This window comes from Acinetobacter dispersus (assembly GCF_009884975.1).
Classification (GTDB): domain Bacteria; phylum Pseudomonadota; class Gammaproteobacteria; order Pseudomonadales; family Moraxellaceae; genus Acinetobacter; species Acinetobacter dispersus.
The window spans coordinates 1,090,666-1,116,261 of record NZ_CP041970.1 but is presented as its reverse complement, the minus strand read 5'-3'; the positions used below and the strand labels follow the sequence as shown (position 1 = coordinate 1,116,261).

Annotated in this window: 28 protein-coding genes; 10 read left to right on the top strand and 18 right to left on the bottom strand. The window is 39.3% G+C overall.

Annotated elements, in window-relative coordinates; genetic code table 11:
• Positions 1-19: 19 nt before the first annotated feature.
• Together FPL17_RS04990 and FPL17_RS04985 are read right to left on the bottom strand one after the other, a co-directional pair.
• Positions 20-1,258, bottom strand: a complete 1,239-nt coding sequence (locus FPL17_RS04990) for an NADH:flavin oxidoreductase/NADH oxidase family protein (RefSeq protein WP_159883651.1) — start codon at positions 1,256-1,258, stop codon at positions 20-22.
• Positions 1,259-1,468: 210 nt separating this feature from the next.
• On the bottom strand, positions 1,469-2,299 hold the full coding sequence (locus tag FPL17_RS04985; protein ID WP_159883649.1) for an alpha/beta fold hydrolase: 831 nt from the start codon (positions 2,297-2,299) through the stop codon (positions 1,469-1,471).
• Between the two features lie 426 nt (positions 2,300-2,725).
• Between FPL17_RS04985 and FPL17_RS04980 the strand changes: the two genes are divergently transcribed.
• Complete coding sequence (locus FPL17_RS04980) at positions 2,726-3,622, top strand: acetoacetate decarboxylase family protein (RefSeq protein ID WP_159883647.1); 897 nt, start codon at positions 2,726-2,728, stop codon at positions 3,620-3,622.
• 36 nt (positions 3,623-3,658) lie between these two features.
• Positions 3,659-4,903 (top strand): saccharopine dehydrogenase family protein, encoded by a 1,245-nt coding sequence (locus tag FPL17_RS04975; protein WP_159883645.1) that lies wholly within the window; start codon positions 3,659-3,661, stop codon positions 4,901-4,903.
• A 118-nt stretch (positions 4,904-5,021) separates the two neighbouring features.
• Here the strand turns inward: FPL17_RS04975 and FPL17_RS04970 are convergent, their stop codons facing one another.
• Positions 5,022-5,996 carry an NAD(P)H-dependent flavin oxidoreductase gene (locus FPL17_RS04970; RefSeq protein WP_159883643.1) on the bottom strand — a complete coding sequence of 325 codons (975 nt, stop codon included), beginning with the start codon at positions 5,994-5,996 and terminating at the stop codon, positions 5,022-5,024.
• 432 nt (positions 5,997-6,428) lie between these two features.
• Here FPL17_RS04970 and FPL17_RS04965 point away from each other — a divergent pair, with 432 nt between their 5' ends.
• From FPL17_RS04965 to FPL17_RS04945, 5 genes are all read left to right on the top strand, one after another.
• Positions 6,429-6,728, top strand: coding sequence for a DUF3817 domain-containing protein (locus tag FPL17_RS04965; protein WP_151716332.1), 300 nt, complete (start codon positions 6,429-6,431; stop codon positions 6,726-6,728).
• A 155-nt stretch (positions 6,729-6,883) separates the two neighbouring features.
• The gene (locus tag FPL17_RS04960; RefSeq protein WP_159886793.1) at positions 6,884-7,450 is read left to right on the top strand and encodes a nuclear transport factor 2 family protein; all 567 of its coding nucleotides are present in this window, start codon (positions 6,884-6,886) and stop codon (positions 7,448-7,450) included.
• A 34-nt stretch (positions 7,451-7,484) separates the two neighbouring features.
• A complete protein-coding gene (locus FPL17_RS04955; RefSeq protein WP_005188375.1) occupies positions 7,485-7,853 on the top strand; it encodes a hypothetical protein in 369 nt (122 codons plus the stop codon).
• 61 nt (positions 7,854-7,914) lie between these two features.
• Positions 7,915-8,409: a chalcone isomerase family protein gene (locus FPL17_RS04950; protein ID WP_159883641.1), complete on the top strand. Its 495-nt coding sequence runs from the start codon at positions 7,915-7,917 to the stop codon at positions 8,407-8,409.
• 15 nt (positions 8,410-8,424) lie between these two features.
• Positions 8,425-9,120, top strand: coding sequence for a response regulator transcription factor (locus FPL17_RS04945; protein ID WP_004806955.1), 696 nt, complete (start codon positions 8,425-8,427; stop codon positions 9,118-9,120).
• Here FPL17_RS04945 and FPL17_RS04940 read toward each other — a convergent pair.
• The 12 genes from FPL17_RS04940 to FPL17_RS04885 form a co-directional block, all read right to left on the bottom strand.
• Positions 9,117-10,445 carry a sensor histidine kinase gene (locus tag FPL17_RS04940; RefSeq protein WP_159883639.1) on the bottom strand — a complete coding sequence of 443 codons (1,329 nt, stop codon included), beginning with the start codon at positions 10,443-10,445 and terminating at the stop codon, positions 9,117-9,119. The genes FPL17_RS04945 and FPL17_RS04940 overlap by 4 nt on opposite strands.
• A 33-nt stretch (positions 10,446-10,478) precedes the next feature.
• The gene (locus tag FPL17_RS04935; protein ID WP_159883637.1) at positions 10,479-11,528 is read right to left on the bottom strand and encodes an SAM-dependent methyltransferase; all 1,050 of its coding nucleotides are present in this window, start codon (positions 11,526-11,528) and stop codon (positions 10,479-10,481) included.
• Positions 11,529-11,536: 8 nt separating this feature from the next.
• Positions 11,537-12,316 (bottom strand): DUF1295 domain-containing protein, encoded by a 780-nt coding sequence (locus FPL17_RS04930; RefSeq protein ID WP_159883635.1) that lies wholly within the window; start codon positions 12,314-12,316, stop codon positions 11,537-11,539.
• 34 nt (positions 12,317-12,350) lie between these two features.
• Positions 12,351-13,550 (bottom strand): SAM-dependent methyltransferase, encoded by a 1,200-nt coding sequence (locus FPL17_RS04925; RefSeq protein WP_159883633.1) that lies wholly within the window; start codon positions 13,548-13,550, stop codon positions 12,351-12,353.
• Entirely contained in the window at positions 13,525-14,340 is an 816-nt protein-coding gene (locus FPL17_RS04920) for a DUF1365 domain-containing protein (RefSeq protein WP_151716324.1), read from the bottom strand. The genes FPL17_RS04925 and FPL17_RS04920 overlap by 26 nt, the downstream gene beginning before the upstream one ends.
• Complete coding sequence (locus FPL17_RS04915; RefSeq protein ID WP_151716323.1) at positions 14,306-15,619, bottom strand: NAD(P)/FAD-dependent oxidoreductase; 1,314 nt, start codon at positions 15,617-15,619, stop codon at positions 14,306-14,308. Before FPL17_RS04915 ends, FPL17_RS04920 begins: the two co-directional genes overlap by 35 nt.
• On the bottom strand, positions 15,616-16,605 hold the full coding sequence (locus tag FPL17_RS04910) for an acyl-CoA desaturase (protein WP_159883631.1): 990 nt from the start codon (positions 16,603-16,605) through the stop codon (positions 15,616-15,618). Before FPL17_RS04910 ends, FPL17_RS04915 begins: the two co-directional genes overlap by 4 nt.
• A 199-nt stretch (positions 16,606-16,804) precedes the next feature.
• The gene (locus tag FPL17_RS04905; protein WP_004653549.1) at positions 16,805-16,984 is read right to left on the bottom strand and encodes a zf-HC2 domain-containing protein; all 180 of its coding nucleotides are present in this window, start codon (positions 16,982-16,984) and stop codon (positions 16,805-16,807) included.
• Positions 16,978-17,598 carry an RNA polymerase factor sigma-70 gene (locus FPL17_RS04900; RefSeq protein ID WP_005188352.1) on the bottom strand — a complete coding sequence of 207 codons (621 nt, stop codon included), beginning with the start codon at positions 17,596-17,598 and terminating at the stop codon, positions 16,978-16,980. The genes FPL17_RS04905 and FPL17_RS04900 overlap by 7 nt, the downstream gene beginning before the upstream one ends.
• Entirely contained in the window at positions 17,595-18,353 is a 759-nt protein-coding gene (locus FPL17_RS04895; protein WP_159883629.1) for an HvfC family RiPP maturation protein, read from the bottom strand. Before FPL17_RS04895 ends, FPL17_RS04900 begins: the two co-directional genes overlap by 4 nt.
• Positions 18,304-19,164, bottom strand: coding sequence for an HvfB family MNIO-type RiPP peptide maturase (locus FPL17_RS04890; RefSeq protein WP_159883627.1), 861 nt, complete (start codon positions 19,162-19,164; stop codon positions 18,304-18,306). The genes FPL17_RS04895 and FPL17_RS04890 overlap by 50 nt, the downstream gene beginning before the upstream one ends.
• A gap of 69 nt (positions 19,165-19,233) precedes the next feature.
• Positions 19,234-19,542 (bottom strand): HvfA family oxazolone/thioamide-modified RiPP metallophore, encoded by a 309-nt coding sequence (locus tag FPL17_RS04885; RefSeq protein WP_005188347.1) that lies wholly within the window; start codon positions 19,540-19,542, stop codon positions 19,234-19,236.
• 163 nt (positions 19,543-19,705) lie between these two features.
• Between FPL17_RS04885 and FPL17_RS04880 the strand changes: the two genes are divergently transcribed.
• The 3 genes from FPL17_RS04880 to FPL17_RS04870 all read left to right on the top strand — a co-directional run bounded on the left by FPL17_RS04880 (position 19,706) and on the right by FPL17_RS04870 (position 22,494).
• A complete protein-coding gene (locus FPL17_RS04880; protein ID WP_159883625.1) occupies positions 19,706-20,311 on the top strand; it encodes an HvfX family Cu-binding RiPP maturation protein in 606 nt (201 codons plus the stop codon).
• Positions 20,312-20,441: 130 nt separating this feature from the next.
• The gene (locus FPL17_RS04875; protein ID WP_005203769.1) at positions 20,442-21,125 is read left to right on the top strand and encodes a heavy metal response regulator transcription factor; all 684 of its coding nucleotides are present in this window, start codon (positions 20,442-20,444) and stop codon (positions 21,123-21,125) included.
• Positions 21,115-22,494: a heavy metal sensor histidine kinase gene (locus tag FPL17_RS04870; protein WP_159883623.1), complete on the top strand. Its 1,380-nt coding sequence runs from the start codon at positions 21,115-21,117 to the stop codon at positions 22,492-22,494. Before FPL17_RS04875 ends, FPL17_RS04870 begins: the two co-directional genes overlap by 11 nt.
• A gap of 85 nt (positions 22,495-22,579) precedes the next feature.
• On the opposite strand, the gene FPL17_RS18725 is transcribed toward FPL17_RS04870, so the two are convergent.
• From FPL17_RS18725 to iaaH, 3 genes are all read right to left on the bottom strand, one after another.
• Complete coding sequence (locus FPL17_RS18725; protein ID WP_005212443.1) at positions 22,580-22,729, bottom strand: hypothetical protein; 150 nt, start codon at positions 22,727-22,729, stop codon at positions 22,580-22,582.
• Between the two features lie 147 nt (positions 22,730-22,876).
• Complete coding sequence (locus FPL17_RS04865; RefSeq protein ID WP_159883621.1) at positions 22,877-23,908, bottom strand: M20/M25/M40 family metallo-hydrolase; 1,032 nt, start codon at positions 23,906-23,908, stop codon at positions 22,877-22,879.
• A 183-nt stretch (positions 23,909-24,091) separates the two neighbouring features.
• On the bottom strand, positions 24,092-25,555 hold the full coding sequence (gene iaaH / locus FPL17_RS04860; protein ID WP_159883619.1) for an indoleacetamide hydrolase: 1,464 nt from the start codon (positions 25,553-25,555) through the stop codon (positions 24,092-24,094).
• Between the last annotated feature and the right edge of the window lie 41 nt (positions 25,556-25,596).

Here is a 25,596-nt window from a genome sequence, read left to right as displayed (position 1 = left end):
TGGCAACTTGTTGCTCAGCTTAAGATGCAAATGAATATGTACGCATCCGATTTTTATATTGGCGCGTACGACATGTCATCGCTGATTGTTGCAAAATCAACGCCCAAAGTGGAGAAACTTTTGGATTGGTTGATTTACCAAGACTGAGTTTACGTAACTGGAATTTCACTGTGGCCATATTGGCGAGTGAAGCTAAGGTTTTATTTTCCCATGTAATTGCTTTCAACTCTGGTGCCGTATTTTGCCCCTGCTTCCACTCATTTGGGAGATTTGGATCGATTGCCAAAGCTGTAGCAATCCCAACCATATCGACACCACTTTCAATGACTTGTTCAGCGACTTGTTTACGACGGATTCCTCCCGTCACCATCACAGGCATCTTGGCTACTTTACCAATCTCTTGGGCAAACTCTAAGAAGTAAGCTTCTCGCGCTAAGGTACGACCATCGCGTGCCTGACCTTGCATTGCCGGTGCTTCATAGCTACCGCCAGATAACTCGACCAAATCAACAGCCAGTTCGTTGAGCATCATAACCACTTGCTGTGCATCTTCAGCACTAAAACCACCGCGTTGGAAGTCAGCCGAATTCAGTTTAACCGCCACTGTAAATCTGTCTGAAACCACAGCACGCACCGCTTTAACAATCTCAATCAAAATACGTGCACGATTTTCCAAAGAGCCACCCCATTGATCTTGGCGCTTATTACTGAGTGGCGAAAGAAACTGACTGAGTAAATAACCATGTGCCGCATGGATTTCAACACCAGTAAAGCCTGCTTTTTCTCCTAAACGTGCGGTGTTGGCAAAACGTTGAATGACTTCATTAATCATGTCTTGGTTCATTTCAATCGGGGTATTAAAACGATCTGACATTTTGCCTAGATCTAAAGCGATCGCTGATGGTGCCCAAGTCTCTTGTCCTAAATTAGATTGCATTTGACGACCAGGGTGATTGATTTGCAACCACACTTGCGCGCCCTTCGAACGACCGATTTGCGCCCAGCGTTTGAAGGTATCCAAATATTTTACATCTTCCAGTACAACCCCACCTGGTCCAGTCATGGCACGACGATCCACCATGACATTACCTGTGATAATTAAGCCAACACCACCATCCGCCCAGGCTTGGTATAAACGCATCAGCTCTTCAGATGGCGCATGATTTAAGTCTGCCATATTTTCTTCCATTGCTGCTTTTGCAATGCGATTGGGGATGTGCGAACCATTTGGGAAAACTAATTGTTCAAAGACTTTCATTTTGATTACCTCATTGAGTATGACTTTACTTTAAGATTAAAGTAAACTTTAATGTCAATAGGTTTGATTACACTTTATTAATATTTTCAAATCATCGAAATAAAATCATAAACTTAACAAGTAATACCAATATCAAAAAATCCTTAAATAAAAAATAGAGGCAAATATGCCTCTATTCTTGAATGGGATTTTGAATCAAATCAATACAGCTTATGAGCGAATAAATGCCAATAGGTCTGGATTAATGACATCTGCATTTACGGTTAACATGCCATGAGAAAAACCTTTATAGGTTTTTAAAGTCCCGTTTTGTACTAATTTGGCCGATAGTGCCCCAGAATTTTCATACGGTACCACCTGATCATCGTCACCATGCATTACCAGTACAGGGACTGAAATTTTTTTCAGGTCTTCCGTAAAATCAGTCTGGGAAAAGGCCACAATGCCATCATAATGTGCTTTTGCCCCACCCATCATGCCCTGACGCCACCAATTCCAGATCACAGGTTCAGATGGATTTGCATCTGGACGGTTAAAACCGTAGAAAGGCCCCGCTGGTAAATCATAGTAAAATTGCGAGCGGTTTTTAAATAACTGATTTTGCAAGTCATCAAAGACTTCTTTAGGTAGACCGTCAGGATTATTCGCTGTTTTAACCATAATGGGTGGGACCGCACTCACCAAAACGGCCTTGGCAACATTCGCTTCGCCATGACGCGCAATATAGTGAGCCACCTCACCACCGCCTGTTGAATGGCCGATATGAATCGCGTTTTTAATCCCAAGATGCTGTACTACAGCTGCAACATCATCTGCATAATGGTCCATATCGTGCCCATCCCAGACTTGACTGGAACGGCCATGTCCGCGACGATCGTGAGCAACTACGCGGAAACCTTCATTTAAAAAGAATACCAGTTGGGCATCCCAATCATCTGAGCTGAGTGGCCAACCATGATGAAAAAATAAGATCTGTGCATCGCGAGGTCCCCAATCTTTATAAAAAATATCTACACCATCTTTTGTCGTAACGAATGCCATCGTTGTTTCTCCTGTGTAAGATTTACACTGTCGATTCATGATCTATGTTCTAATTAATTTGCTTATAACTACATTTTTTAAGTACCATCCGTGTGGATAGTGCTTCTATACTAAGATTAAAGTTCGCTTTAAGGTCAATGCTTTTAGTCCTATTCTGATAATAAAAATGTAATTTAATGATTAAAAATAAACGAATGATCAATAGACTTACTCATTGAGATCAATGATTTTTTTCACAAAGTTAAATGTTTTCAGCACTTGTTTTCTTTACATTGTTTCAACGAACCAGCTTTGTACTTATCAAATATCAAATTTTGCTGCTTGACATTAAAGTTCACTTTAATCTTATAGTGAACTCAGATATAAGAAATGTTCTTGTCATTGGCAGGCATTTTGAATGACTTGGTCAATCAAAGGTTTACGAATATGCAAAGCAATAAACAGTTTACTGAAGTTGAGTTTGGACAACATAAAGTCAATGTTCCCAAAGATGGATATTATGATCGGTTTAGAATGAATCCCGATTTAGATCAAGTTGTACAGGATCCTGCCGCTGGCAATATTGATTTTTTCCGTAAAACGCCTAAACAATGGGTTGAATCGAGAGTTGGTCCTGTTTGGGCACCCAATTTTTATTATCGTAGTGGCAATGTACAAGTGCTGATGTTAGCCCCACTTAAACAACTCAAGAAAAAATTACCCGCGCCTTTACAACCTTTACAGGCCTTTCCTGGCTATGGGCTGGTCGCCCTTACCTTCTTTACGTACTCTGTTTGTGATAACGATCCATATAATGAAGTCTCTGTTGCAATTGTGGTGCGTAAGCCCAATGCACATGGTCCTCATGCTTTAGAGCTCATCAACTCTATTCGTCAACGCCATTTTTACGCACATGTTTTAGCGCTACCTGTAGATACAGAAATTGCCCGGGTCCGTGGTGTTTATGCTTACCAACTTCCTAAATGGCTCACTGAAATTAAGGTCGATATCAGCTCCAAAGACGTGAATGTGAGCCTAACGGATACATCTGGCAAAATCGATTTAAGCCTGATTGCACCGACACCTCACTTAAAGCAGGTAAAATCTGAATCACATATGAGTCAAGCGACGATGTTACATCTGGTGGATGGCAAATGGCAGCAAACCTTGGTTCAATCTAATGTCTTATCTTTTGGACAAAAACTTCTGCCTAGAAAAGTCAAATTAGTCCGTCATGGTGGTCCTTTAAGTCAATTATTAGATGAACTTGGTGCTTCGAAGATTCTTCGTTTAGACGTGGTTCAAGACGCACAAGTTATTCTCCATTTGCCCAAAGCACTTTAATATTCAACTCATCAAATCGTTAAGGAAAAACAAGTAATGACAAAATTAAATTATGATCTTGTGGTCTTTGGTGCGACTAGCTTCGTCGGCCAGATTCTAACCCAGTATTTGGCCGAATATTTTGCCACTCAAAAAGAACAGATCCGTTGGGCAATTGCTGGACGTTCCCAGCAGAAATTACAACAAGTCAAAGATGCGCTTGGCCCTATTGGTCAAGCTGTTCCGATCTTGGTCGCCGATGCCAATAATCAAACCGAACTCGATGCACTTTGTGCACAAACACGTGTGGTCGTCTCAACGGTTGGCCCATATGCTTTGTATGGTGAACCGTTAATTCAAGCCTGTGTGAATAACGGAACAGATTATTGTGATCTGACTGGAGAAACCCAGTGGATTAAACACATGATCACGAAGTATGAAGCGCAAGCACAGCAATCAGGTGCGCGTATTGTGCAATGCTGTGGATTTGATTCAGTTCCATCCGATATGGGTGTTTATTACCTGCAGCAACAAGCACAACAGCAGTTTAATGCGCCTGCCACTCAAGTTTCCATGCGGGTTAAAACCTTAAAAGGTGGTGCATCTGGCGGTACAGTCGCGAGTTTGATCAATGTGATTCAAGAAGCTGCGGCTGATCCTGCATTGCGTAAAGATCTACTTAATCCATATATTCTCTGCCCCGCAGGTCATGGCAATACCCAAAGACAGATTTATATCAAAAGCGCCAAATTCGACCCTGATTTTAATGCATGGATTGCGCCTTTTGTCATGGCTGCTGTAAATGAACGTGTGGTACAGCGTTCTAATGCTTTATCGGGTAATGCCTATGGCAACAACTTTCGCTATAACGAAGCGATTTTGACAGGTGAAGGGTTCAAAGGACGTTTAAAAGCCTTAGCTGTGGTCTCTGGTCTGGGGGCATTTATGCTCGCTGCGGTCAGTAAACCGATTAGCCAAGTGATGGAACGTTACCTATTACCAAAGCCGGGAGAAGGCCCTACGCCAGAGCAACAATTGGCAGGACGATTTGACTTACGTTTTGTGGGTAAAACCGATGCAGGACAAAGTCTAAAAGTCAAAGTAACTGGTGACCGTGATCCTGGTTATGGTTCTACAGGAAAGATGTTGGGACAAGCAGCGCTGAGTCTTGCCATTGACCATGCCAAAGATGGCAAAAAATCGACAGCTCAAGGTGGCTTTTGGACACCTGCGACCATGTTTGATGATCGATTTATTCAACGTTTAACAAAACATGCTGGGCTTACTTTTGAGCAGGTTTAAAATCTTCTGTTTTTAACTCGACTTTCTGAGGGAAACGTTTCAATAAGTGAATACTCATTGTTAAAAACAGCATCATAAAACTTATCAGGCCTTAGAAATTAAGGCCTGATTTTAAACCTTAAAGCATGAGACGTTTTCTTGCTGCGAGATACTCTTTTTCAAGTCGGCTCACGAGTTCTTCGACTGAAGTAGTGGCTTTGATTGCATTTAAACCTTGACCACATCCCCAGATGTCACGCCATGGTTTGACCTTATGCTGTGTACCATCTTCATTCGGTGTACTGAAATCCATATCTTTCAGATTACCTTCGGGTAAATTGGATGGATCAAGCCCCGCTGCACGAATACTTGGTGCCAGATAGTTACCATGTACACCTGTAAATAGATTGGAATAGACAATTTCATCTGAATTATGATCGACAATCGCCTGCTTATAAGCATCCTCGGCATTGGCTTCATGTGTGGCAATAAATGCAGAACCAATATAAGCAAAGTCTGCTCCCATCGCCTGTGCCGCAAGAACTGCACCACCAGTAGAAATCGCACCCGACAAAGCCAAAGGTCCATCAAACCATTCACGAATTTCCTGAATTAATGGAAATGGACTCTTGACGCCCGCATGCCCACCAGCACCTGCAGCCACTGCAATCAAACCATCCGCACCTTTTTCTATTGCTTTTTTGGCAAAGGTATTGTTAATAACATCATGTAAAACGACACCACCATAACTATGTGTCGCATCATTGATTTCTGTTCTTGCACCAAGTGATGTAATCACAATCGGTACTTTGTATTTGACAATCAATTCCATGTCATGTTCCAAACGATTATTGCTTTTATGCACGATCTGGTTGATTGCAAAAGGTGCTGCTGGTCGGTCTGGATGTAAGGCATTATGTTCAGCAATTCCTTCGGTAATCTCTTTCAGCCATTCCTCTAGCTTTTCGGCAGGTCGTGCATTTAATGCTGGCATCGAACCAATCACACCAGCTTTACATTGCGCCAGCACCAGCTTGGGCGTGCTAATAATAAATAACGGTGAACCAATTACAGGGAGTCTCAGGTTTTTCATTAATTCTGGAATTTTTGACATTACTTTTATCCTTTAGATACTCATTATTTCAAATAGATAAAGCTTTTTTAGAAATAAGAAGCATTTCACTTTTTTAAAATTCACTTCATCATATCTAGATAAAAGTTTTTATGCAACAAGTTGCATAAACTTTACATTCACGACTGCTTAGTAAGTAAAATGACTAAGCAGTTGAATGGGAAAAACATATTATTTAATTAAATATCAATATATTACATATTTACCGAACTTGATTTTAATCAGCAATGATTCTTGCCTCTCATGGTCATGCCTCAAGTCAGTAGAAAATTCTTTTACTTCGCTGCCATACGATTCCCCTTTTTATCAGCATGATTAAATAAGAATCGTTACCAACAATATTAATGCGCTCGCTCTCAAAGATGGTATGCTTCGTTAATTTTTATTCTTTTATCAATCTCCTGGAGCTATTTTATGAGCGCAATGACAAAGAAGTTGCAACAGATGCGGTTTGCTTCTGTGCTTGAAGCCGTCACTTTATTGTTGCTATTCCTCGTGGCGATTCCACTCAAGTACGCATTTGATTTACCGATAGCGACAAAGATCATGGGGCCGATTCATGGTCTGGCATTTTTATTCTATCTTTGGAACTTAGTCCGTACGGCTTCACTTTGGTCTGGCGTAGAATTGTTTCGATTATTTGTGCTTGCCTTTATTCCATTTGGTGGCTTCTTTAACGAAAAATACATCGCACAACGTCAAGCCAAACTATAAGGCTCTTAAATTGATACTGAAGAAAGGAAATCTAATGATTTCCTTTTTTATTGTTGGAAAAATAAAAAACTATTCATACCAGATCAATGCGTGATTTCACATCGGGTTCACATTCCAAATTTTATTATAATTTTAAAAGGAGTGAGATCATGAATATGAATGTTATAAAAACACTGGCTATCTCAACACTGAGCTTACTCTCCTTAGTTGCTTGTAAAAGCATATCGAGTTATACCGCTGATTATGAGAAAGCAAATCAACAAATCAGTGGAATCCCCTTAAGTGATGCACAAGCTCAAATGATTGGTCAGGATTTTGTTTCCGCATTTAATAGTATGGGCACAGTAAATTTTGTAAAAAATGCAAGCCAACTCTATGCTGATAATTTGTACATTAATGACACGCTCTCTCAATTCTCAACTAAAAAAGAGCTGATGAAGCATTTTGAGGGAATGAATAAACATGTCAGTAAGGTATCGGTAAAATTAATTAGTGCAACCCATAAAAATGACTCGGCTTATATTCACTGGCAAATGACCTATGATTTTAAAATGTTTGGCCGAACAAAAAAAATGTCTTCCTATGGCATTAGCCAAATCAAAGTGAATGCTGAACATCTCATCATATTTCAACAAGACTATTGGGACCCAGCGAATGGTTTATATCGCTCTGTTCCATATATCGGAACAGGCTATTCTTTGCTTCTCCCCTTTAAGAAATAGTCTAAGATTTACGAAAATAAGTGCAGAATAAACTATGAACAATATTTCGTTATTAGAACAATTAAATAAGATTGAAGGTTTAATTATCTTGGCCTTAGTCGATGCTTTTGATGGTTCTATTTTAGAAACTATAGGTGAAGAGTTTTTTAATTTTGATTTCGCGGTGACTGAAGGTGTGAATCTATTTAACTACCAGAAAAAATTAATGGATGAAATTAGTCCTCATGATTTTCTAGAAAGTGTGCTCATGAGTACGGATCATCAATATCACATTATTACGCCACTAGAAACCAACCATAGTGTTTTCCTCTATGCAATTTTAGACCGTACTCAAACCAATTTAGGCTATGCAAGCTATGAAATTCAAAGGATTGAACGTGGTCTGAACTTCTACACTTATTAAATATGACTCTGTATATAGAAATAAAACAGACTGACTAAACATTAGCATCTAGGTGAAAAAAATGAATAATTATTTTATGCAATTGGGATGTATTTTTTTATTTCTTATATTAAATTCTAATTCAGCCTATGCAAATATGCAGAAATGTAAAACAGCACCTTTAGTCGTTACAACAAAAACAGTAGGCACTGTCAGCTACTATGCGGACAATTGCCATCAGAATTGGGAAAGTCAAAATATTCAATTAGATTTTTCTTACGACCAAAATATTCCAGAATGGGCATTCAAAAAAGCAGCCAACTATTATCTTAAAAAAAATATTAGCAATTTTGCTAACGACTCTGTATTAAACCAAATTACTGAACTGTACAAACCTGTAAAAAAAGGTGATTTATATTCTTTAGCCTATAGTCAAATGAACAAACAATTAAAGCTCTCTCTTAATCAGAAATTGTTAGGTTCGATCACAGACCCGCAAGCGAATCAATATTTCAAAATATGGTTTGGAAGCTCACCTTTTAATGCTAAATTAAAGCAACTATTACTAAATCAATAACTTGATCTAATTATTATGAACAATCAATTTATTCTTATGGTGGAAGATCATTATGAACTTGCTGCCACGGTTTGTGAATTTCTAGAACAACATGGCTTTGTGGTGGATCATGCACGTAACCTCGATGCCGCCCGTAACTTTTTAAAAACACATCCTTATCATTTACTTTTGCTTGATATCAATTTACCTGACGGTTCAGGATATGACTTATGTGAATGGCTCAGAACAGATCAAGGCAAAGATATTCCTATTTTGATGTTAACAGCCAGAGATACTCTCGATGACAAATTAAAAGGCTTTAGTGCTGGAACAGATGACTATCTTGTCAAACCTTTTGATTTTAATGAACTGGTCATGCGTGTGCGTGCCCTGATTAAGCGATCTCTTGGTGAAGTATCAAGCAGTAAAATTCAAATTCACGATCTGATTCTAGACAGTGCGACTCAAACCATAACACGCGCAGGTCAATCAATTGAACTCCCTCGTATTCAATTCAAATTATTAAAAATTTTGATGCGAAACTCTCCCAAAGTGATTACCAAACAAGAAATTATTATCGAGCTGTGGGGCGATGAAGAACCTGAAAGCGATGCATTACGTAGCCATATCTACAATTTAAGAAAGATGATCGATAAACCTTTTCAGGAAAAATTGATCCATACCATATCTGGTGTAGGTCTAAAAGTTGCTTTGGATATGACAGCGCATTAATTTATATATACGACGACGATTAAGCCTGTTGTATTTTCCAATTGCAGATGAGGATGTGTATTTAAATAATATTGTCGGTCAAACAGCTCAACTCGCCAGCCCAACTGGGTACATAATTTCTTAACCAACTGTAAACCAATGCCGTGACCTTTGGCGTTAAGTTGAAGTTGTGAACTATTTAACTCCTGAACCTTACAATCGTTTGGCATTGCAATACCAATCCCATTATCGGCAATTAGAATACTATTTTTGCGTTGAATGATATGAATATTAGAACCTTGAGAATAATTCAGTGCATTGCGTAAAATATTGCTCAACACCATTTTGGTCATGGATGGATAAATCCATCGTGCTGATTCCTCAGCATCATCTTGTACAAAAATCTGCACGCCCTTGCCTTGACTGACAGGTTCCAGATCTCTGACTAAATCGTTGATGATATTGGACAACTTCACATGCTCTGCAATCAATGTATTGGTTGTATTACGTGCAATTGCCAGCAAAGTTTCAACCAGTAATTGCATATCATCAATGGTATTCGAAATACGATGTAGTGATTTATCTTCACCGTATTTGACCTGACACAGCTGCACATTGCCTTTTAAAATCGTCAATGGTGTCCGTAACTCATGACTGACATCGCCTGTAAATTCGCGCTCTCGGTTAATAAACTCACTCAATACTTGATGGTATTTTTCTAATGCTTGTTTTAAATATTCAGCTTCCATATTGCCATTGGTACTGATTCCTTGGAATGGAGATACCTCCTTATACTGATGTGCCCAATCAATATGTTCTAAGGCATTTGCTAAACGGGTAATTGGCGAAAAATAACGTTTGGCCCGCCGATTTGACCACCATAAGATGCTATACAGCACAATCAGACTGAACATTAACGGTGCTAAACCAAACATCCAAACGATTTTATTGACATTGCTTTCACCAAAAACCAGTAGCACATGCTGCCCATTTTTTTCACCATATACAGTCATACGATCTTTTCCGTCGACAAAGATTCGGTGAACACCTGGTTTTAGCGATTGATTTTGAAATGCTAAAGGTGGTTTTTCACTTGTCCAACGGTAGCCATATAAGTTTTTAGTATCGGGCAAATCAGCATTTGGATTACGATCAACACGCATCCAGTAATGCTCCATTTCTTGTTCAAGTGCGGTTTTAAGCAATGAGCCTTTGATCACCCAGGCACTGCATGCAATCCCAATAATAATCGAAAGCGCGATCAGTCCAATTTGCAACCAATAATAACGATTAAACATCCGACTCAGTGGACGGTTATTGGCATCGCTTTTATTGGTTTTAAACATAATCTTGCCTATTTACACAACTGCTTGTTTTAATTATACGGCTTTCTTTTTGAACAGGAAGTGACCAACGATCCATTCTTGCCCCTGCTCAAATCCAAACAATTCAGCACAAGCCATAAAAAAGATACGCCAACGTTGCCACCATGCCGCCGCATCTTGCCCGTACACCTTTTCAAAAAGTGGTTTTAATTGTTCAGCATTATGATCCATGTTTTCCAGCCATGCATTTGCTGTTTTTTCATAATGAGTTCCAGACCATTGCCAATGTTGCGACAATTCCAGATGCTGTTGAAAGTGTAAAAATGTCGAACTTGCAGGCATCAATCCACCTGTAAAAAAGTATCGCGACATCCAGTCATATTCACTTTTGATTTCGAAAGGATAGTGTAAGAAACGATGACAGAAAATATGACACCATAACAGTCCATCCGCTTTGAGCCACGATTGAATTTTTTCAAAAAGCTTTTGGTAATTTCTTACATGTTCAAACATCTCAACCGAAACAACACGATCAAATGCGTTTTGCTGCAATTCAAGTACATTGACATCACAGGTAATAACATCAATATTCATCAAGCCATATTTCTCAGCTTTGGACAAAATATGCTGACGTTGCGTCGCTGAATTGGAAACAGCCGTAATTTTTGCATTTGGATAACGCTCTGCCATCCACAGCGTAAACGAACCCCAACCACACCCTAATTCCAAGATATGTTGCCCATCGTTTAACTGGGCACGATCGCTATAAATCTGCAATGCAAACTCTTCAGCTTCATCTAATCCAGTTCGATCATGTGGAAAGAAACAGGCACTATATTTAAGTCGTTTTCCTAAAACCGCCTCAAAAAAAGCCGTGGGCAATTCATAGTGTTGCTCATTGGCTTTATCGGTTTCAATTGCGATCTGGCTATGCTTCAACATATTCAGCACATCCATATAACGTTGAGCACCTTGTTCGGGGTCATAGCGACCTTCTTGAATCAAACGCTTCTTACTGAGAGCACGAATTGCTGCACGAATCGCCTGATCAGGTACTAAACCACTTTCAACAAGTTTTAATGATTGATTAATAATAAAGTCCATGTGCGTACCTACTCTTTTGGTTTCCACGGAATAAACATTGAAGTTCGTTTTTGGTAATCGAGATAATTTTGACCTCGATTTTTTAATGCTTGTTGTTCACTAAATGGAATACCGGTGATGTAATACAAAAATAGCCACATCAAGACTGGATATATCCATAGACTGTATAACCCTGCTGCCAGTCCTATTAGTGGATATGCAAACCAGTGTATCCATTCAAAAAAATAGTTTGGATGACGCGAATAGCGCCACAGACCTTGATCCATGGTTTTGCCATCGTTGTGCTTTTGTTGTTTGAAATGAAACAATTGCTGATCTGCGACCACTTCACCTAGAAATGCAATCAGCATAACAATTCCCGCAATGATCAAAAAAACATGGGTGTGTGGACTCCAGACATAACTCGGCACATGAAGCAAAGTCCACATCGGTATGCTAAATAAGATTGCCAAACCCGCCTGAAACATAAAAAAGGAATAAAAACCAATATGTTGATATTTCCCCATCGCACGACGCATATTGGCATATCGGCGATCTTCTACTGATTCCGCTTGATACCGATGCCATAAATGCCAACTTAAACGTATAAACCAGATTGAACTGAATATGCCAATAAACAATCTAACATTCATCAAAGCATCATCCACTAACCATGCAGTCAGCAGAATATTCAGCGCAATGCAAAAACTCCAAGCAACATCAACGATGCCAGCACGGTGATTGTATGTTGCCCATAACCAACAACCTGTCATTAACACAGCATCAAGTAAAAACAATTGCCACAACATCACTGTCTCCTTGATACGTTAAATCAGTGGATAATTAATAAGGGCTTGCTTCAAATAAAAGCTGTGCATCGCTAATGACCCCTTCTTTAAAGCCGCCCTCGCAATAACACAAATAAAAGTCCCACATTCGAATAAAATTTTCATCAAAACCTAAAGCAAGAACTTGTGCTTCGGCATTTAAAAAACGTTCCCGCCATTGATGAATGGTTTCAGCATAACTTTGGCCAATATCCTCCAGATGTTTCAAGCGTAACTTCTGCTCTGAAGCCGCTTGTGTTAACACACTGATAGATGGGATAAAACTCCCAGGAAAAATATAGCGCTTAATATAATCTACGCTATGCAGTGCTTTTTTATATCGTGCATCTTCAATCGTAATGGCTTGAATCAGACCTAGGCCATTTGGTTTTAATAAAGACCTACATTGATTAAAGTAACCAGATAAATATTGCTCACCAACAGCTTCTATCATTTCGATCGAAACTAACTTATCAAATTTCCCCTCTAGTAGCCGATAATCCTTAAGTTGGACATTAACTCGATGGCTTAGACCAGCATCGGCAACTCTTTGGATTGCTTCATCATATTGCGCTTGTGAGATGGTAATCGTGGTTACTTTACAGCCGTAATGCTGAGCGGCATAGATAGCAAAACCTCCCCAGCCACTACCGATTTCAACCAGATGATCCATGGGTTTAAGTTGTAACTTCTGACAGATCAACTCTTTTTTATAATCAGAAGCTTGCTCTAGCGTCATCTCCTTGTGCTTGTACACTGCACTAGAGTACATCATGGAAGAATCAAGAAATAATTTGAAAAATTCATTACTTAAATCATAGTGCTCCGCAATATTTTTACGGCTGCCTGCCAACGAATTTTTGCGGGATCTATACCATGCTTTTAATAACAATTGGCTGGCTTGTGATATAAGGTTTTGATTGATCTTATCCAAAACGTCGCGATTTCTTGCCAATATTTGAATCAATTCAACCAGATTTTCACTACTCCAATAGCCACGAATATAGCCCTCCGCGGCACCAAGCACACCATTCTTAAAAATTAGATCAATTAGATCTTTGTGATGAATATCTACAGTTACTTCCAGATCAGAAACTTCACCGACAGTTCCATTCCATTCACCACGAAAGTGAATTTGTCCATGTCGAAGTTTCAGCAAGCCGCGTAAAACCAATGGAAGTGTGTCTTGTTCACCAAAAATTAGCGTTTTTATCATCTCGTTCTAAATCCTTATTCTTTTTGGGATGTCGATAAAATGGAACTTTTTTAAGCCATAGTTGAAATGCTTGTACATAAATTGAAGCTAACATTTTGAAAGGTTCAAATATATGTTGAATAGCATAACGACTAAGCTGTGAAGGAAGTGTGATGTGCGCTAATCCAAACCGCATCGTTGCATCAAAAATGAATTGCTGGTTTTGATAAAGCTGCATATGAATCACATTTTGAGTATTAGAGAAGTTAAATTTCCATTTGTATTGAATATCCATTGGCATAAATGGCGAGACATGAAAACTTTTCTCGAAATCAAACTCATAACTGTCATAAGGACTATGATTTTTCAACTTCTGCTGGCAATCATGTACGTAAACCTTGTGTTCATTCCAAGGTGTATTGGTTATCTCGCTCAGTATGAAGACAGGCTGTTTTTGACGATTTAAAATGAAATAGAACACAACCGAATTAAAACTAAAACCCAAGCTTCGTGGTAAAGCCAACACACGGATTTCTGATTGTGGGGTCAAAATCGTGTCTGCTTGCTGCAATAAAATTTTTGTTATTTTCTCTCGCAAATTACCGCTATAGCCTTTAAGGAAATCCTGATCGGATATATTGAGAATATTCCAATGGTTTGTAGAGCATAACCTTGATTGTTTGAGGTTTTCCGCTATTCGATCTGGATCAAAATATAAATAGCTCAATGTCGCCTCAAACTGATGAGGTTTGGGACTAAAACGGCGATGCCTGATTTTAGCTTTCGCAATTGCAAGTTGAGCTTCTAACATCGAGTCCCCCCATATCTTCATCAGCAATTGACATCAGATGGTTCACGACGCGGTCAGCGCTTCTCGCACCATCTTCATGAAATCCCCATCCCCAGTAAGCACCGCAAAATGAACTGCGCTTGTAGCCGTTTATCTCATGCCAACGAGATTGTGCTGCAATCGCAGTTTGATTGAACACAGGATGCCGATAATGTCGTTCAACAAAAATATGATCTTTGGCGATTGGCATATTTGGATTGAGCGTAGAAAAAACCTGCGTCTTACAGTCCAGATTCTGCAAACTGTTCATCCAGTAGCTAAACCCGTAATGAACGCTATCCGCCGAAGCTTCTTTTTGAGCTGTAACATGTACGTGCCAACTGGCCCACTGCGATTGGGATTTTGGCATGATTGATCTATCAGCATGGACGACCATCACGTTATCTTGATAAGCAAAGCACCCTAATATGTCATGCTCTTTCTCGGAAGGCTCTTTAAGCAACTTTAAAGTATCATCGGCATGACTGGCAAAAATCACCCAATCAAATTGCTCTTGCCCATGAGCCGTTATAATTGAAATATGATTTTTACTTCTTATTACATGTTGTACTTCAGTTTTCTTCCAAATCAGCGTTGGGCATTCACGCTGAATCGCGTAGATATAAGATGCTGATCCGCCTTTGACCGTTTGCCATTGTGGGCGATCTTTTAATTGCAACATCCGGTGATGCTGAAAAAAACTAACGACAAACTTATACGGAATCTTGCCAATCTGCTCCACAGGGCTTGACCAGAGTGCTCCGCACATTGGATATAAGTGCTCATCTCTAAAGACTTGTGAATAACCATGTTTATTGAGATATTCTTCAATGCTTAAATTTGTATCAAGTTCATCAACAGCAATCTCTTTATTTTCTCGATAAAAGCGAACTAAATCCGATAACATTAAGCGAAAGTTTTTATTTAGAAAATTTTGTGGTCTCGTTAATAACGACCATTTTTTTGAAGGATTATATTGTAGCCCCGTCACCTGATTATTGACTGAAAAACTCATGTCGCTGTTCTGTGCTTTGACTCCAAGCTCGGCAAGCATCGCACTAAATAATGGATAGTTATGTGCGTTAAAAACAATAAAACCACTGTCTATGGCAACTTTTTTTTGATCAATCCGAAACTCATGTGTATCGGTATGTCCACCAAAATAGTTTTCTTTTTCAAAGATGGTAACTTGATGCTGTTTTGATAACTTCCAAGCCGCATATAATCCAGATATCCCAGAGCCGACGATTGCAATTTTCATAAAACACCCCCGTCACTGTTCTTTTCTATCTTATTTTTCAAACTGTCTAGATGGATTTTATGCGCATCATATATCCGTTGAGGCACAGGCTTGATTGCCCATATGAGTCCACAAAAAGACATCGCTTTCAGAACATAATAAGTGACATCAATTTGCCACCAGAAAAAACCTTGCCGTGTACTCCCTGCATAATAATGATGGTTGTTATGCCAACCTTCACCTAAAGTGATGATCGACAAAAACAGATTATTACGACTATTGTCCTTGGTATCAAAATCCCTACGTCCATAAAGATGAGCGAGCGAATTAATACATAAAGTCGCATGGATCAATAACACCGTTGAAACCACAAAACCCCAAACCAGCAATTGCGGTCCCGATGTACCTAAATTGGGATAAGCAACTGCGAGCCAGTCGCCCAACAAATAAATCGCAGAAGCGGTTATTAAAACAATGACAAAACTAAAACGGTCTAACCAAACAATCTCAGGGAATTTTAGCCAATCTTTAATAATTTCTTTGCGAGTGGAAAAGTTCTGCTGATTCAAGAACCATCCAACATGGCTATACCAAAACCCATGTGTCGATGAATGTGGGTCATGTTCAGTGTCGGTGAAACGATGGTGATAACGATGATGTGCCGCCCACCAGAGTGGACCACGTTGTGCGCTCATGGTCCCAATCAGAAGAAAAATAAACTGTACTGAGCGTGATGTTTGAAATGTTTTATGTGATAAATAACGATGAAAGAATGCTGTAATTGCAAACATTCGAATCATATAGAAGAGAATCATAAACCAGACAGCGAACCATGAAACGCCCACCCAAAACACAGCTAAGCAAGCAATATGCAATAAAATAAACGGAATAATTCGCAACCATTGGATCTGAGTATCTTTGCTGGTTTTAGACGCTTCGAATTCTGTTAATTCAGAAGAATGTGTAATTGACCAACTGTCTATCCATCCCAGAAAAAACTTTAACATTGATTGTTCCTAACCCATCTCTTCTTATGCTTATAATCTTAGTCAATTCGATATGAAATTTATGTGAAGCCCATAGCATTCAGGCCTAGCGCTTATTCTTTATCTTTGTGCAAAAAACTTAAAAAATATTATTTTAGAAATTAATCTCTTATATCCCCTAGAGCATATTAATATAGCCTAAACTGAGTAGTTTAAAAGCTTAATGATCAACATTTTTAAATTGTTTTGATAACACACTTAAAGTTTTCATGTGTTTGCCATAACGACGGCAAGAACGACAAGCAAATAAGTGCAATTGCAGATTACTCTGCTCTCGTAACAGCAATGCTCTATCCTGTTTCTCGGATAATAATTGGGTGGCTTGGCGGCATGTCAACATGAGCAATCCTCCTGCAATAACCATTTATTTTCTAAGCATTCACGTAGTCGGGTGCGGCTGCGATACATTAGTACATTAAAATGTGAAACCGTCAGTTCCAGCTTCTCACAAATTTCATTGGAACTCAGTTCGATCACCTCACGTAGCATAAATACCTGTGCATATTTGGCAGGTAAATGATTAAGACAAGCATCAAAAATAATCCAGAAATCTTGCTGCTCCATCATTTCTTCAGGGCTTTGCCATGCTTGTGGTGCTTCATATTTATGCCAATGTCCAGAAGCATCAAATAGCTCATCTATACTCAGCTCACTTTCTTCATCCTTAAACAATTCACTCATGCTGACTAAACGAGATTTCTGCCGAATCAAATCAATAATCTTATTTTTTAAAATTGCAAACACCCAGGTTTTAAAAGCCGCCCGTCCGCTAAATGAGTCCAGATGTTGAAACGCGCTGGTCAGTGCTTCCTGAACCACATCTTCAGCTTGCTGTATTGAAGACAGTTGTAAAATTGCAAATTTCAGCATCTGTTGTCTTAAATCTTGCAAAAAAGCAGGATTGTGCAATTGATTGAATAGATCATCGTGATTTTTTGCTGAAGCTGAACTCATCCCTGTATCTCATCATTATTATGAGGAATATGAATTAATCTTAACCGAGTTAATAACGCTTTTAACGCATAGATTTGTTGTTGAATTTCCTGTTCATAAAACTCAGGAAGCACAGTCTTGATCAGTTGATAAAGATCTGACTCGGTTAACTTCGCTTGGTTCAGTTGTTCAAGCAACATGGCGAATAAAGGTGACAAAGGTTCAACACAGACCTGATCTAGATCATCTCGCCATGCCATAATAGCACTTGGCGCAGGTTCTACCTGTTCAAGCCTCATTGTCGTTGTCCAGTTATAAACGGGATATTGATAGGCCAATATCCAAACTTGGGTGATCAATTGCCAATTTTTATCTTCTGTCGGAGTAGGACTTTCTATTTCGACTGTGTCCAAATAAAGTTCTAACCATTCATACTGCAATAGCTCTGCCAACCAAGGATATTGCTGCAATAGTGGATGTTGTTGTTCCGTGAGATGTTCCCGAAATTGCAGCGAGATATCGTTATATAACGGCGACTGACACTGTGATTTTTGAAAAAATTCTGCCAATAATTGCTGCCACTGCTGTTCAGGTAAGATGCTACGCGCTACAGGAAAGACCAAGTTGATAAATGAACAGACATTATTAAACAACAAATCACGATAGACCTGCATACGGTGCGCTGCAAAGTTTTGTGGTAGCTCTAATTCAGGATCACGAATCCAGTCACAGAACTGTCGCTGCGTGGTATGAAAGGATATTTGTTTTGCTTTCATCACGACCCTCCTGTTGCATTTTTTTAATACTGGTCAATTCATTTTGTAACTGTTGCCAAGATGGAATATTAAAGTCACGTTCCAGTAAAGTCGGCTTAACCCCACAAACTTGATAGGTATATTGAAGGAGTTGCCAAACAGGATCACTGATTGCTGCGCCATGTGTATCGATCAATAGATTTTTTTCAACTTGCTCATGACCTGCCACATGTAAGTAACGAATCCGATCTTTGGGCATCGCATCAATAAAAGCATAAGCATCACTGCCATGATTAATGCTATTTACATAGACATTATTTACATCAAGCAGCAATTCACAGTCTGCTTTGAGCAGCACTTCACGTACAAATTCCGCTTCACGCATTTCTGCATTGGGCATTAAATAGGTAGAGACATTTTCAATCACCAACCTCTGCCCTAAAATATCCTGTACCCGCAAAATACGCTCCGCCACATAATCAACAGCAGCTTCTGTCATCGGGATTGGTAATAAATCATATAAATAGCCTCCATCATGGGTATAACTTAAATGTTCTGAGTAAATCGGCACCTGATAGCGTTGTAGAAAATTTTTAACCTGATGTATAAATTCAATATTGAGTGGATGAGGTCCACCAATGGATAAAGATAATCCATGACAAATTAAAGGTGCTTTCTCAACACAATGTCCAAGTAGCTTGGCATGCCGACCACCAAAGCCCATCCAGTTTTCAGGAGCAACTTCAATAAAATCTGGATGAGTATCTGCATTTAAAAATGCATCAATAAACTCACGTCTTAAACCCAGACCTACACCAGCCAATTCAGCCATGGTGAAACTCCTATGATTAGAATGATGCCGACCTAAGCTTTAGACCGACATCATCCATGATTGAAGGGATTATTTGGCCCCGCACTTGCCGTCAGCCACTTTTTTATCTGCACCACATTTTGCATCAGCAGCTTTCTTGGCTGCGCCACACTTCGCGTCTGCTGCTTTTTTTGCTGCACCGCATTTAGCTTCAGCAGATTTTTGCTGTTGTTTGGCTTTATTGGCGCCACATTTCGCTTCACCACATTTTCCATCAGCAGCTTTGCTTGCATGGGCCTCTGTCGTCGTTGTCGTTGCTGCAACAGTCACTTGGGTTACGCCAGCAACAGAGAGTGCTAATAACGCTGCAACTGAAGTCATCGAATTAAGTTTGCTCATTTTTCTATTCCTTTTAAGGTAAATGCTCGGTTTGTACAAAGGTACATAAAGTTAGACGGCGTAAATCTCGATTTATTACAGTGCAAATAAAAAAAAATTTATGTAAGAAATTGAATACTCACCCGACTAATGATCATTCAATCCTATTCGGTGTGAAATTATCATGAAGAACTTTTTGTATCCTCTTACTCAGCACTATCAAAACATCTGCTCAGCACTCAAACATGGGGATGGCATCGCGGCACTTGCCTTACGTTGTTATCTCGTTCCGATCTTTTGGATGGCTGGCACAAATAAACTGATGCATTTTCAAGATACGGTGGAATGGTTTGGCAATAGCGATTGGGGCTTGGGTTTACCCTTTCCGCATATCATGGCAGCACTGGCAACCTCGACGGAACTTGCTGGGGCTTTGCTTTTAACGCTTGGTCTTTTGACACGGTGGATTAGTATTCCATTGATCATTACCATGCTCGTCGCCATTTTCACTGTACATCTGCCAAATGGCTGGCAAGCGATAGCCGATCCCAATGCACCCTTTGCCAATGCACAAGTACTCGCCTCTGCTGAAAAACTGGAAGCAGCTCGGGGAATTCTAGAAAACTACGGTAATTATGACTGGCTAACATCCAGTGGCTCATTTGTGATTTTAAATAATGGAATTGAGTTTGCTGTTACTTATCTGATCATGTTATTGGCTTTAATCGTATTGGGTGGTGGTCGTTATTTCAGTTTAGATTATTGGATAAAGCGAAAATTTTCGAAGTAGTTTTGTCAAAATGGCTTCAAGGTGAATAAAGTCAGGAAGCTGACTGCAATATTACAATTTTGTCATTTATAAATATCTGATTATCTTTGACGCTAAAATGACACGATAAAACTTTGGGCTCGATGAAAGCATGCGAATACTTCTTGTTGAAGATGAACAAAAAACAGGTGATTATCTCCAAAAAGGCTTAACTGAAGCAGGCTATGTGACAGATTGGAGTCAAGATGGCATTTCTGGTCTGCATCATGCTGTGACAGAACAATATGACCTGATTATTTTAGATGTCATGCTTCCGAAGCTGGATGGCTGGAAAATCCTCACTGAAATTCGCAAAGTAAACACCTTCCTCCCAGTGCTGTTTCTTACTGCAAAAGATCAGATCGAAGATCGTGTCAAAGGCTTAGAACTCGGTGCAGATGATTTCCTGATTAAACCCTTTGCCTTCGCAGAACTACTTGCACGTATTAAAACCCTATTAAAACGTGGGCAAATTAAAGAAGAGCAAACCTTTTATGCCGTTGCAGACCTACATCTCGACTTGATTAAACGCCGTGTGGTGCGTTCTGGACAACGCATTGATCTGACCGCCAAAGAGTTTTCATTATTAGAACTGTTCATGCGCCGCCAAGGCGAAGTCTTGCCTAAATCACTGATCGCTGCTTTGGTTTGGGATATTAATTTTGATAGTGATACTAACGTGGTCGAAGTCGCGATTCGCAGGCTCAGAAATAAAATTGATACCGATTTTAGCCCCAAACTAATTAGAAACATCCGTGGCATGGGCTATGTCCTAGAGATCGAAGATGAGAACTAAATTATTTCGTTCAATCGGCTTTCGAATCAGTTTTATTTCCACCTTATTTACGATTCTGATCTTGATCGTTATGGGAATATTCGTCAATCAGCATGTGGTCAATTATTTTTATCAACAAAATCAAAAAGAAATTGAAGGTAAAATTCAGCTGATCGAAAACCTATTCCAACAGAAACCAAGTAATTTTAAAGATGGATTAGATGAGGCCTTGATTGGGCATGATAATCTGGTGATTCAGATCAAACTGGCCAATGGTCAAACCATTTATAATAAAAAGAATAATCACACCGATCTCAGCCAATTAATTCAAACTAAAAATGGGCAATGGATTAATTGGAAAAATAACAATCAAAGCTATCAAGGCATCATGGTGAATAAGGTTCTTCGCTATGGCGAAACCAATCAGAACATGCAAATCATTGCTGCAATTGAAGTCACCGATAATTTCTACTTCCTACATTCTTTTAAACAGCAACTACTGATTATTGGTCTTCTAGGTGTGATTGGTCTGATGTTTTTAGGCTGGTTAGCCACTTGGCAAGGTTTAGGTCCGATTCGGAACATGGCAAGACTTTCAGAAAATATATCTGCAAATAATCTGTCCAATCGTCTAGATCTGAAAAATATCCCGATTGAACTTGCACCATTAGCTACAGCATTCAATGACATGCTGGATCGCTTAGAAATTTCGGTAGATAAACTTTCTGCATTCTCAAGCGATTTAGCCCATGAGATCAGAACACCGATCAATAATTTAATGATGCAAACCCAAGTTTCCTTAACTAAACCAAGAACGATTGAGCAATATCAAGATGTACTCTTTTCAAATTTGGAAGAATACGAACACTTAGCAAAAATGATTTCAGATATGCTGTTTCTAGCAAAATCGGATCATAATCTGGCGCTAAAAAGTAAAAAGAATATTGATTTAGCGCAAGAAATGAAGATCCTATTTGAATATTTTGAAGCATTTGCTTCAGATAAGAATATTCATTTAGAGCAATTAGGTCAGGCACATATTGAAGCTGAACCTGCAATGATCCGTCGTGCCTTTAATAATTTGATCTCTAATGCAATTAAATATGGCGAAGCTGATTCTGTTTTGCAAATCCAGTTAAGTGAAGATGCTCAAAACTCTGTGATTCTGATTAAAAATAAAGTGCCCGCTGAAATGCAGACGCTCACATCTTTACAACTTTCACGTTTCTTTGACCGCTTCTATCGTCTGGACTCATCGCGACACAAGGCTGAAGATGGTACAGGTTTAGGGTTAGCCATTACCAAATCGATTATCGAAATTCATGATGCGGCAATTGATGTATTTATTGAAGGTGAAAACATCGTTTTTCGGATTATTTTCCATAAATAAAGGTGGCTAATTTAGCAGCCCAAATACGATAAAGGATCATAAAGCTCATCCCTAAGCGTTATGATCCTACTATTGAAATTCTGTATTACTTTGATGGATTCTGACCATCATTGCCTTGTATAACAGTATTACGTTCCTTATTTTTCTCTAGGAACATTAATCCACCATCTGCGTAGCTTAGACTTGCTGTTGATGCAAATGATACGATCAGGATGAGTTTAACCAATGCTTTCATTTGTATTTACCTGTTCTCTCTTAACTCTCTATAAGATAGAACAGGTAGCCCAACAGCAGCATGACCTGAAAATGACAATTTTGTCATTTTTATCAATGCTTAATACTACAGCGGTTGATCCAATATAGATGATCCCTTAGTTGGATATTAGTGTTGATCTAAAGATGTTAATAAATGAACCACAGCATCACCTGCCAGTTGCATTGACTTTGGATCGACCTGCTCAATCGTGTCACATGCTTTGTGATAGCAAGGTGCGAACTCAAGCTCATCGCCTTTCATTTGCTCATTAAATAAGATCACAGAGGTCACTGGAACTTTACCTAAGAACGGTGCTGTATCACTTGCGGTTAGGGTTGCAACATCTTCTTTAATTTCCAGATTTTTTGCTTTAAAAAATGCTTTGAGCGTATTCTCTAATGCTAAATCACCGCTATGACTTGGAATACTACGTAAACCATCAAGGAGTGGTTTATAGTCCTGTTCCTGCATGCCACGCTCTTTTAACATTTTTTCCATTTCATCTAGAGATGATTTATCACCATCTGCAATCAGGATTTCAGGATCTTTGGTGCCGACCATATCCACATTGATATAGGCTTTAATGGCTTTTAACTGTTCAGCAGTCAGTTTCTCCACATAAGCTTGAGAACCTGCAATCCCTACTTCTTCCGAATCCCAAAATACCAGATAAATGGTGTGTTTCGGTTTTACTTTTTGGCTCGATAATTGTGTCATCAAGTCGAGCAACAAGGCCACACCTGAAGCATTATCATTGATGCCAGGTCCCATTTTGACTGAATCATAATGTGCTCCCAGCAAAATTATGCTTTGTGCTGATTCTCCGGGAATCTCCACAATAATATTCTTGCCTTTGGTCTTTTCCCGATTTTCAAAAGTTTGAAGCTCTGTACTAAAACCTGCTTTCTTGGCTTGATCTAAAATATAATTTGCACTTGCCAAACCGCCTTGCGTACCCACAGCACGATTGCCACCATGCTGTTTGGCAATTTGTTCAAATGCATGTAAATGCGTCATCATCTGTGCCACATCCAGTTTTAAAACAGATTGACTGACATCTTCAACTTTTTCTTTAGAATGTTGCTCGTTTTTTTGACAGCCGCTGATTGCGAACATGCTAGTTAAAATACAAATACCTAAAATTTTCTTTAAAAACATAAAACAAACTTAAACCGTTTTTATAAAGTAAGCCTAATACTAGATTTGCACCTGTGGATTTGCCATTTCAATTTGTATCCTCTGTTCTTATCGATCTAATCAGAAAGATATCGGTGCTTATTTCAAGTGACAGACAAAGCCCATTCTCAATGAAACGGACTTTGTTATAAAACTGAAGTCATTTTAGCGATGATTTAAACTGTTAAAAATCTGCTCTAGTACTTGCCCAATTGCAAGAATGTCATGATCTGTATTCGGTAAACCATCAATTTCTAATCCGACAGGTAATTTTGATTTTGTACCACATCCAATCGGTAAGCTCAGCCCTGGTAAGCCAATATTACTCCCCGGATCGGTATTACGAATCAGCCTTTGAAAGTTTTCAATTGAACTCACCTGCTCATTCGCCAGTGGCGCAACAATGGCTGAGGTTGGAAAAATTAAAGCATTGAGTTGATGTTTATTAAAGGTTTTTTCATAGAGTGAAAGCAACTGTGGTCGCGCCGTTGTGATCGCATCCTGATATAAAGCTTCAACCGCCACAGACTGACCCGTTTCATCTACAATCCGTTCAGGCAAAATATTCTGCTGAAAGAGTTGCTGCACATCTGGGCTTGAAATTTGCTCTACGATAGCGTCTAGATCTATTCCAACTTCATGATTCTTTAAATATTCAATCAAGTCATATTTGCCTTCGTAGATCACCACTGGAAAAGAAATACGATGATTCAGCTGCTCTAACTCAGGCATTTCCACACTAATGATTTCAATCCCAGCATTTTTTAAAAGTTGCAGTGCCTGATCAGCCTGTTGCTGAACATCTTCATCCAGATTTTCCCAAAAATATGCACATAGCCCAAGCCTGATGGGTTGCGTCGATATACGAGCTGGGATTTGTTGTTGAGTAATCAATTGATCAATCAAGATGATATCAGATACCGAATGTGTTATTGGGCCTGCGGTATCCCGTGTATGCGAGATTGGCGTAATACACTCTTGAGCATAGCGCCCAACCGTTGGACGAAAACCAACACAGCCATTCAATGCACTAGGTAGTCTGACCGATGCACCTGTATCAGTTCCCATTGCAATCGGCACCATAGCTGCAGCAACTGCGACTGCACTTCCGGAAGAAGAACCGCCTGCAATATGTAAAGGATTAACCGCATTACGAGTGCCAATCACACCATCAATATGCATCGCGGTATTATAACCTGTCACGCCAAATGCCAATTCATGCATATTGGCTTTACCCACAACAATCGCACCTTGATCAATCAATGCTTGAATCACTGGAGCGGTTACTTTGGGTCTGAATCCAGTTAAGGCAGGTGTTCCCGCCGTATTGCTAAAACCAGCAACATGAATATTATCTTTAACCGCCAACAATACCCCAATTAATATAGGGCAAGGTTTCCCTTCCGCAATAGATTGATCCCAAAATTGAGCCTGTTGACGCGCTGCAGCATAATCAAGACTAATAAAAGCATTGAGTGACTGCTGCGCATCAATCTTTTCGAAATAGTGATCTACTAATTGTTCACAAGAAACTTTTCGCTCAGCAACCAATGCTGTAATTTCCTTGATTGTTGCTTTATCAAGATGAATACTTTGATCTAAAAATACTTTTTCTTTCATATTTAACATTGTGACTTAAAATCCATTTAAGTAATAATGTTTATAATTTG

Bases quoted from the DNA above. Each gene is read 5' to 3' on its own strand.
- FPL17_RS04905 (WP_004653549.1), bottom strand. From the start codon at position 16,984: ATGTTGACATGCCGCCAAGCCACCCAATTATTATCCGAGAAACAGGAT.
- FPL17_RS04895 (WP_159883629.1), bottom strand. From the start codon at position 18,353: ATGAAAGCAAAACAAATATCCTTTCATACCACGCAGCGACAGTTCTGT.
- FPL17_RS04915 (WP_151716323.1), bottom strand. From the start codon at position 15,619: ATGAAAATTGCAATCGTCGGCTCTGGGATATCTGGATTATATGCGGCT.
- FPL17_RS04970 (WP_159883643.1), bottom strand. From the start codon at position 5,996: ATGTCAAAAATTCCAGAATTAATGAAAAACCTGAGACTCCCTGTAATT.
- FPL17_RS04960 (WP_159886793.1), top strand. From the start codon at position 6,884: ATGAATGTTATAAAAACACTGGCTATCTCAACACTGAGCTTACTCTCC.
- FPL17_RS04865 (WP_159883621.1), bottom strand. From the start codon at position 23,908: ATGTTTTTAAAGAAAATTTTAGGTATTTGTATTTTAACTAGCATGTTC.
- FPL17_RS04935 (WP_159883637.1), bottom strand. From the start codon at position 11,528: ATGGACTTTATTATTAATCAATCATTAAAACTTGTTGAAAGTGGTTTA.
- FPL17_RS04950 (WP_159883641.1), top strand. From the start codon at position 7,915: ATGAATAATTATTTTATGCAATTGGGATGTATTTTTTTATTTCTTATA.
- FPL17_RS04900 (WP_005188352.1), bottom strand. From the start codon at position 17,598: ATGAGTTCAGCTTCAGCAAAAAATCACGATGATCTATTCAATCAATTG.
- FPL17_RS04940 (WP_159883639.1), bottom strand. From the start codon at position 10,445: ATGTTTAAAACCAATAAAAGCGATGCCAATAACCGTCCACTGAGTCGG.
- FPL17_RS04930 (WP_159883635.1), bottom strand. From the start codon at position 12,316: ATGTTGTGGCAATTGTTTTTACTTGATGCTGTGTTAATGACAGGTTGT.
- FPL17_RS04955 (WP_005188375.1), top strand. From the start codon at position 7,485: ATGAACAATATTTCGTTATTAGAACAATTAAATAAGATTGAAGGTTTA.
- FPL17_RS04990 (WP_159883651.1), bottom strand. From the start codon at position 1,258: ATGAAAGTCTTTGAACAATTAGTTTTCCCAAATGGTTCGCACATCCCC.
- FPL17_RS04875 (WP_005203769.1), top strand. From the start codon at position 20,442: ATGCGAATACTTCTTGTTGAAGATGAACAAAAAACAGGTGATTATCTC.
- FPL17_RS04920 (WP_151716324.1), bottom strand. From the start codon at position 14,340: ATGTTAGAAGCTCAACTTGCAATTGCGAAAGCTAAAATCAGGCATCGC.
- FPL17_RS04925 (WP_159883633.1), bottom strand. From the start codon at position 13,550: ATGATAAAAACGCTAATTTTTGGTGAACAAGACACACTTCCATTGGTT.
- FPL17_RS04975 (WP_159883645.1), top strand. From the start codon at position 3,659: ATGACAAAATTAAATTATGATCTTGTGGTCTTTGGTGCGACTAGCTTC.
- FPL17_RS04945 (WP_004806955.1), top strand. From the start codon at position 8,425: ATGAACAATCAATTTATTCTTATGGTGGAAGATCATTATGAACTTGCT.
- FPL17_RS18725 (WP_005212443.1), bottom strand. From the start codon at position 22,729: ATGAAAGCATTGGTTAAACTCATCCTGATCGTATCATTTGCATCAACA.
- FPL17_RS04885 (WP_005188347.1), bottom strand. From the start codon at position 19,542: ATGAGCAAACTTAATTCGATGACTTCAGTTGCAGCGTTATTAGCACTC.
- FPL17_RS04890 (WP_159883627.1), bottom strand. From the start codon at position 19,164: ATGGCTGAATTGGCTGGTGTAGGTCTGGGTTTAAGACGTGAGTTTATT.
- iaaH (WP_159883619.1), bottom strand. From the start codon at position 25,555: ATGTTAAATATGAAAGAAAAAGTATTTTTAGATCAAAGTATTCATCTT.
- FPL17_RS04965 (WP_151716332.1), top strand. From the start codon at position 6,429: ATGAGCGCAATGACAAAGAAGTTGCAACAGATGCGGTTTGCTTCTGTG.
- FPL17_RS04880 (WP_159883625.1), top strand. From the start codon at position 19,706: ATGAAGAACTTTTTGTATCCTCTTACTCAGCACTATCAAAACATCTGC.
- FPL17_RS04870 (WP_159883623.1), top strand. From the start codon at position 21,115: ATGAGAACTAAATTATTTCGTTCAATCGGCTTTCGAATCAGTTTTATT.
- FPL17_RS04910 (WP_159883631.1), bottom strand. From the start codon at position 16,605: ATGTTAAAGTTTTTTCTGGGATGGATAGACAGTTGGTCAATTACACAT.
- FPL17_RS04985 (WP_159883649.1), bottom strand. From the start codon at position 2,299: ATGGCATTCGTTACGACAAAAGATGGTGTAGATATTTTTTATAAAGAT.
- FPL17_RS04980 (WP_159883647.1), top strand. From the start codon at position 2,726: ATGCAAAGCAATAAACAGTTTACTGAAGTTGAGTTTGGACAACATAAA.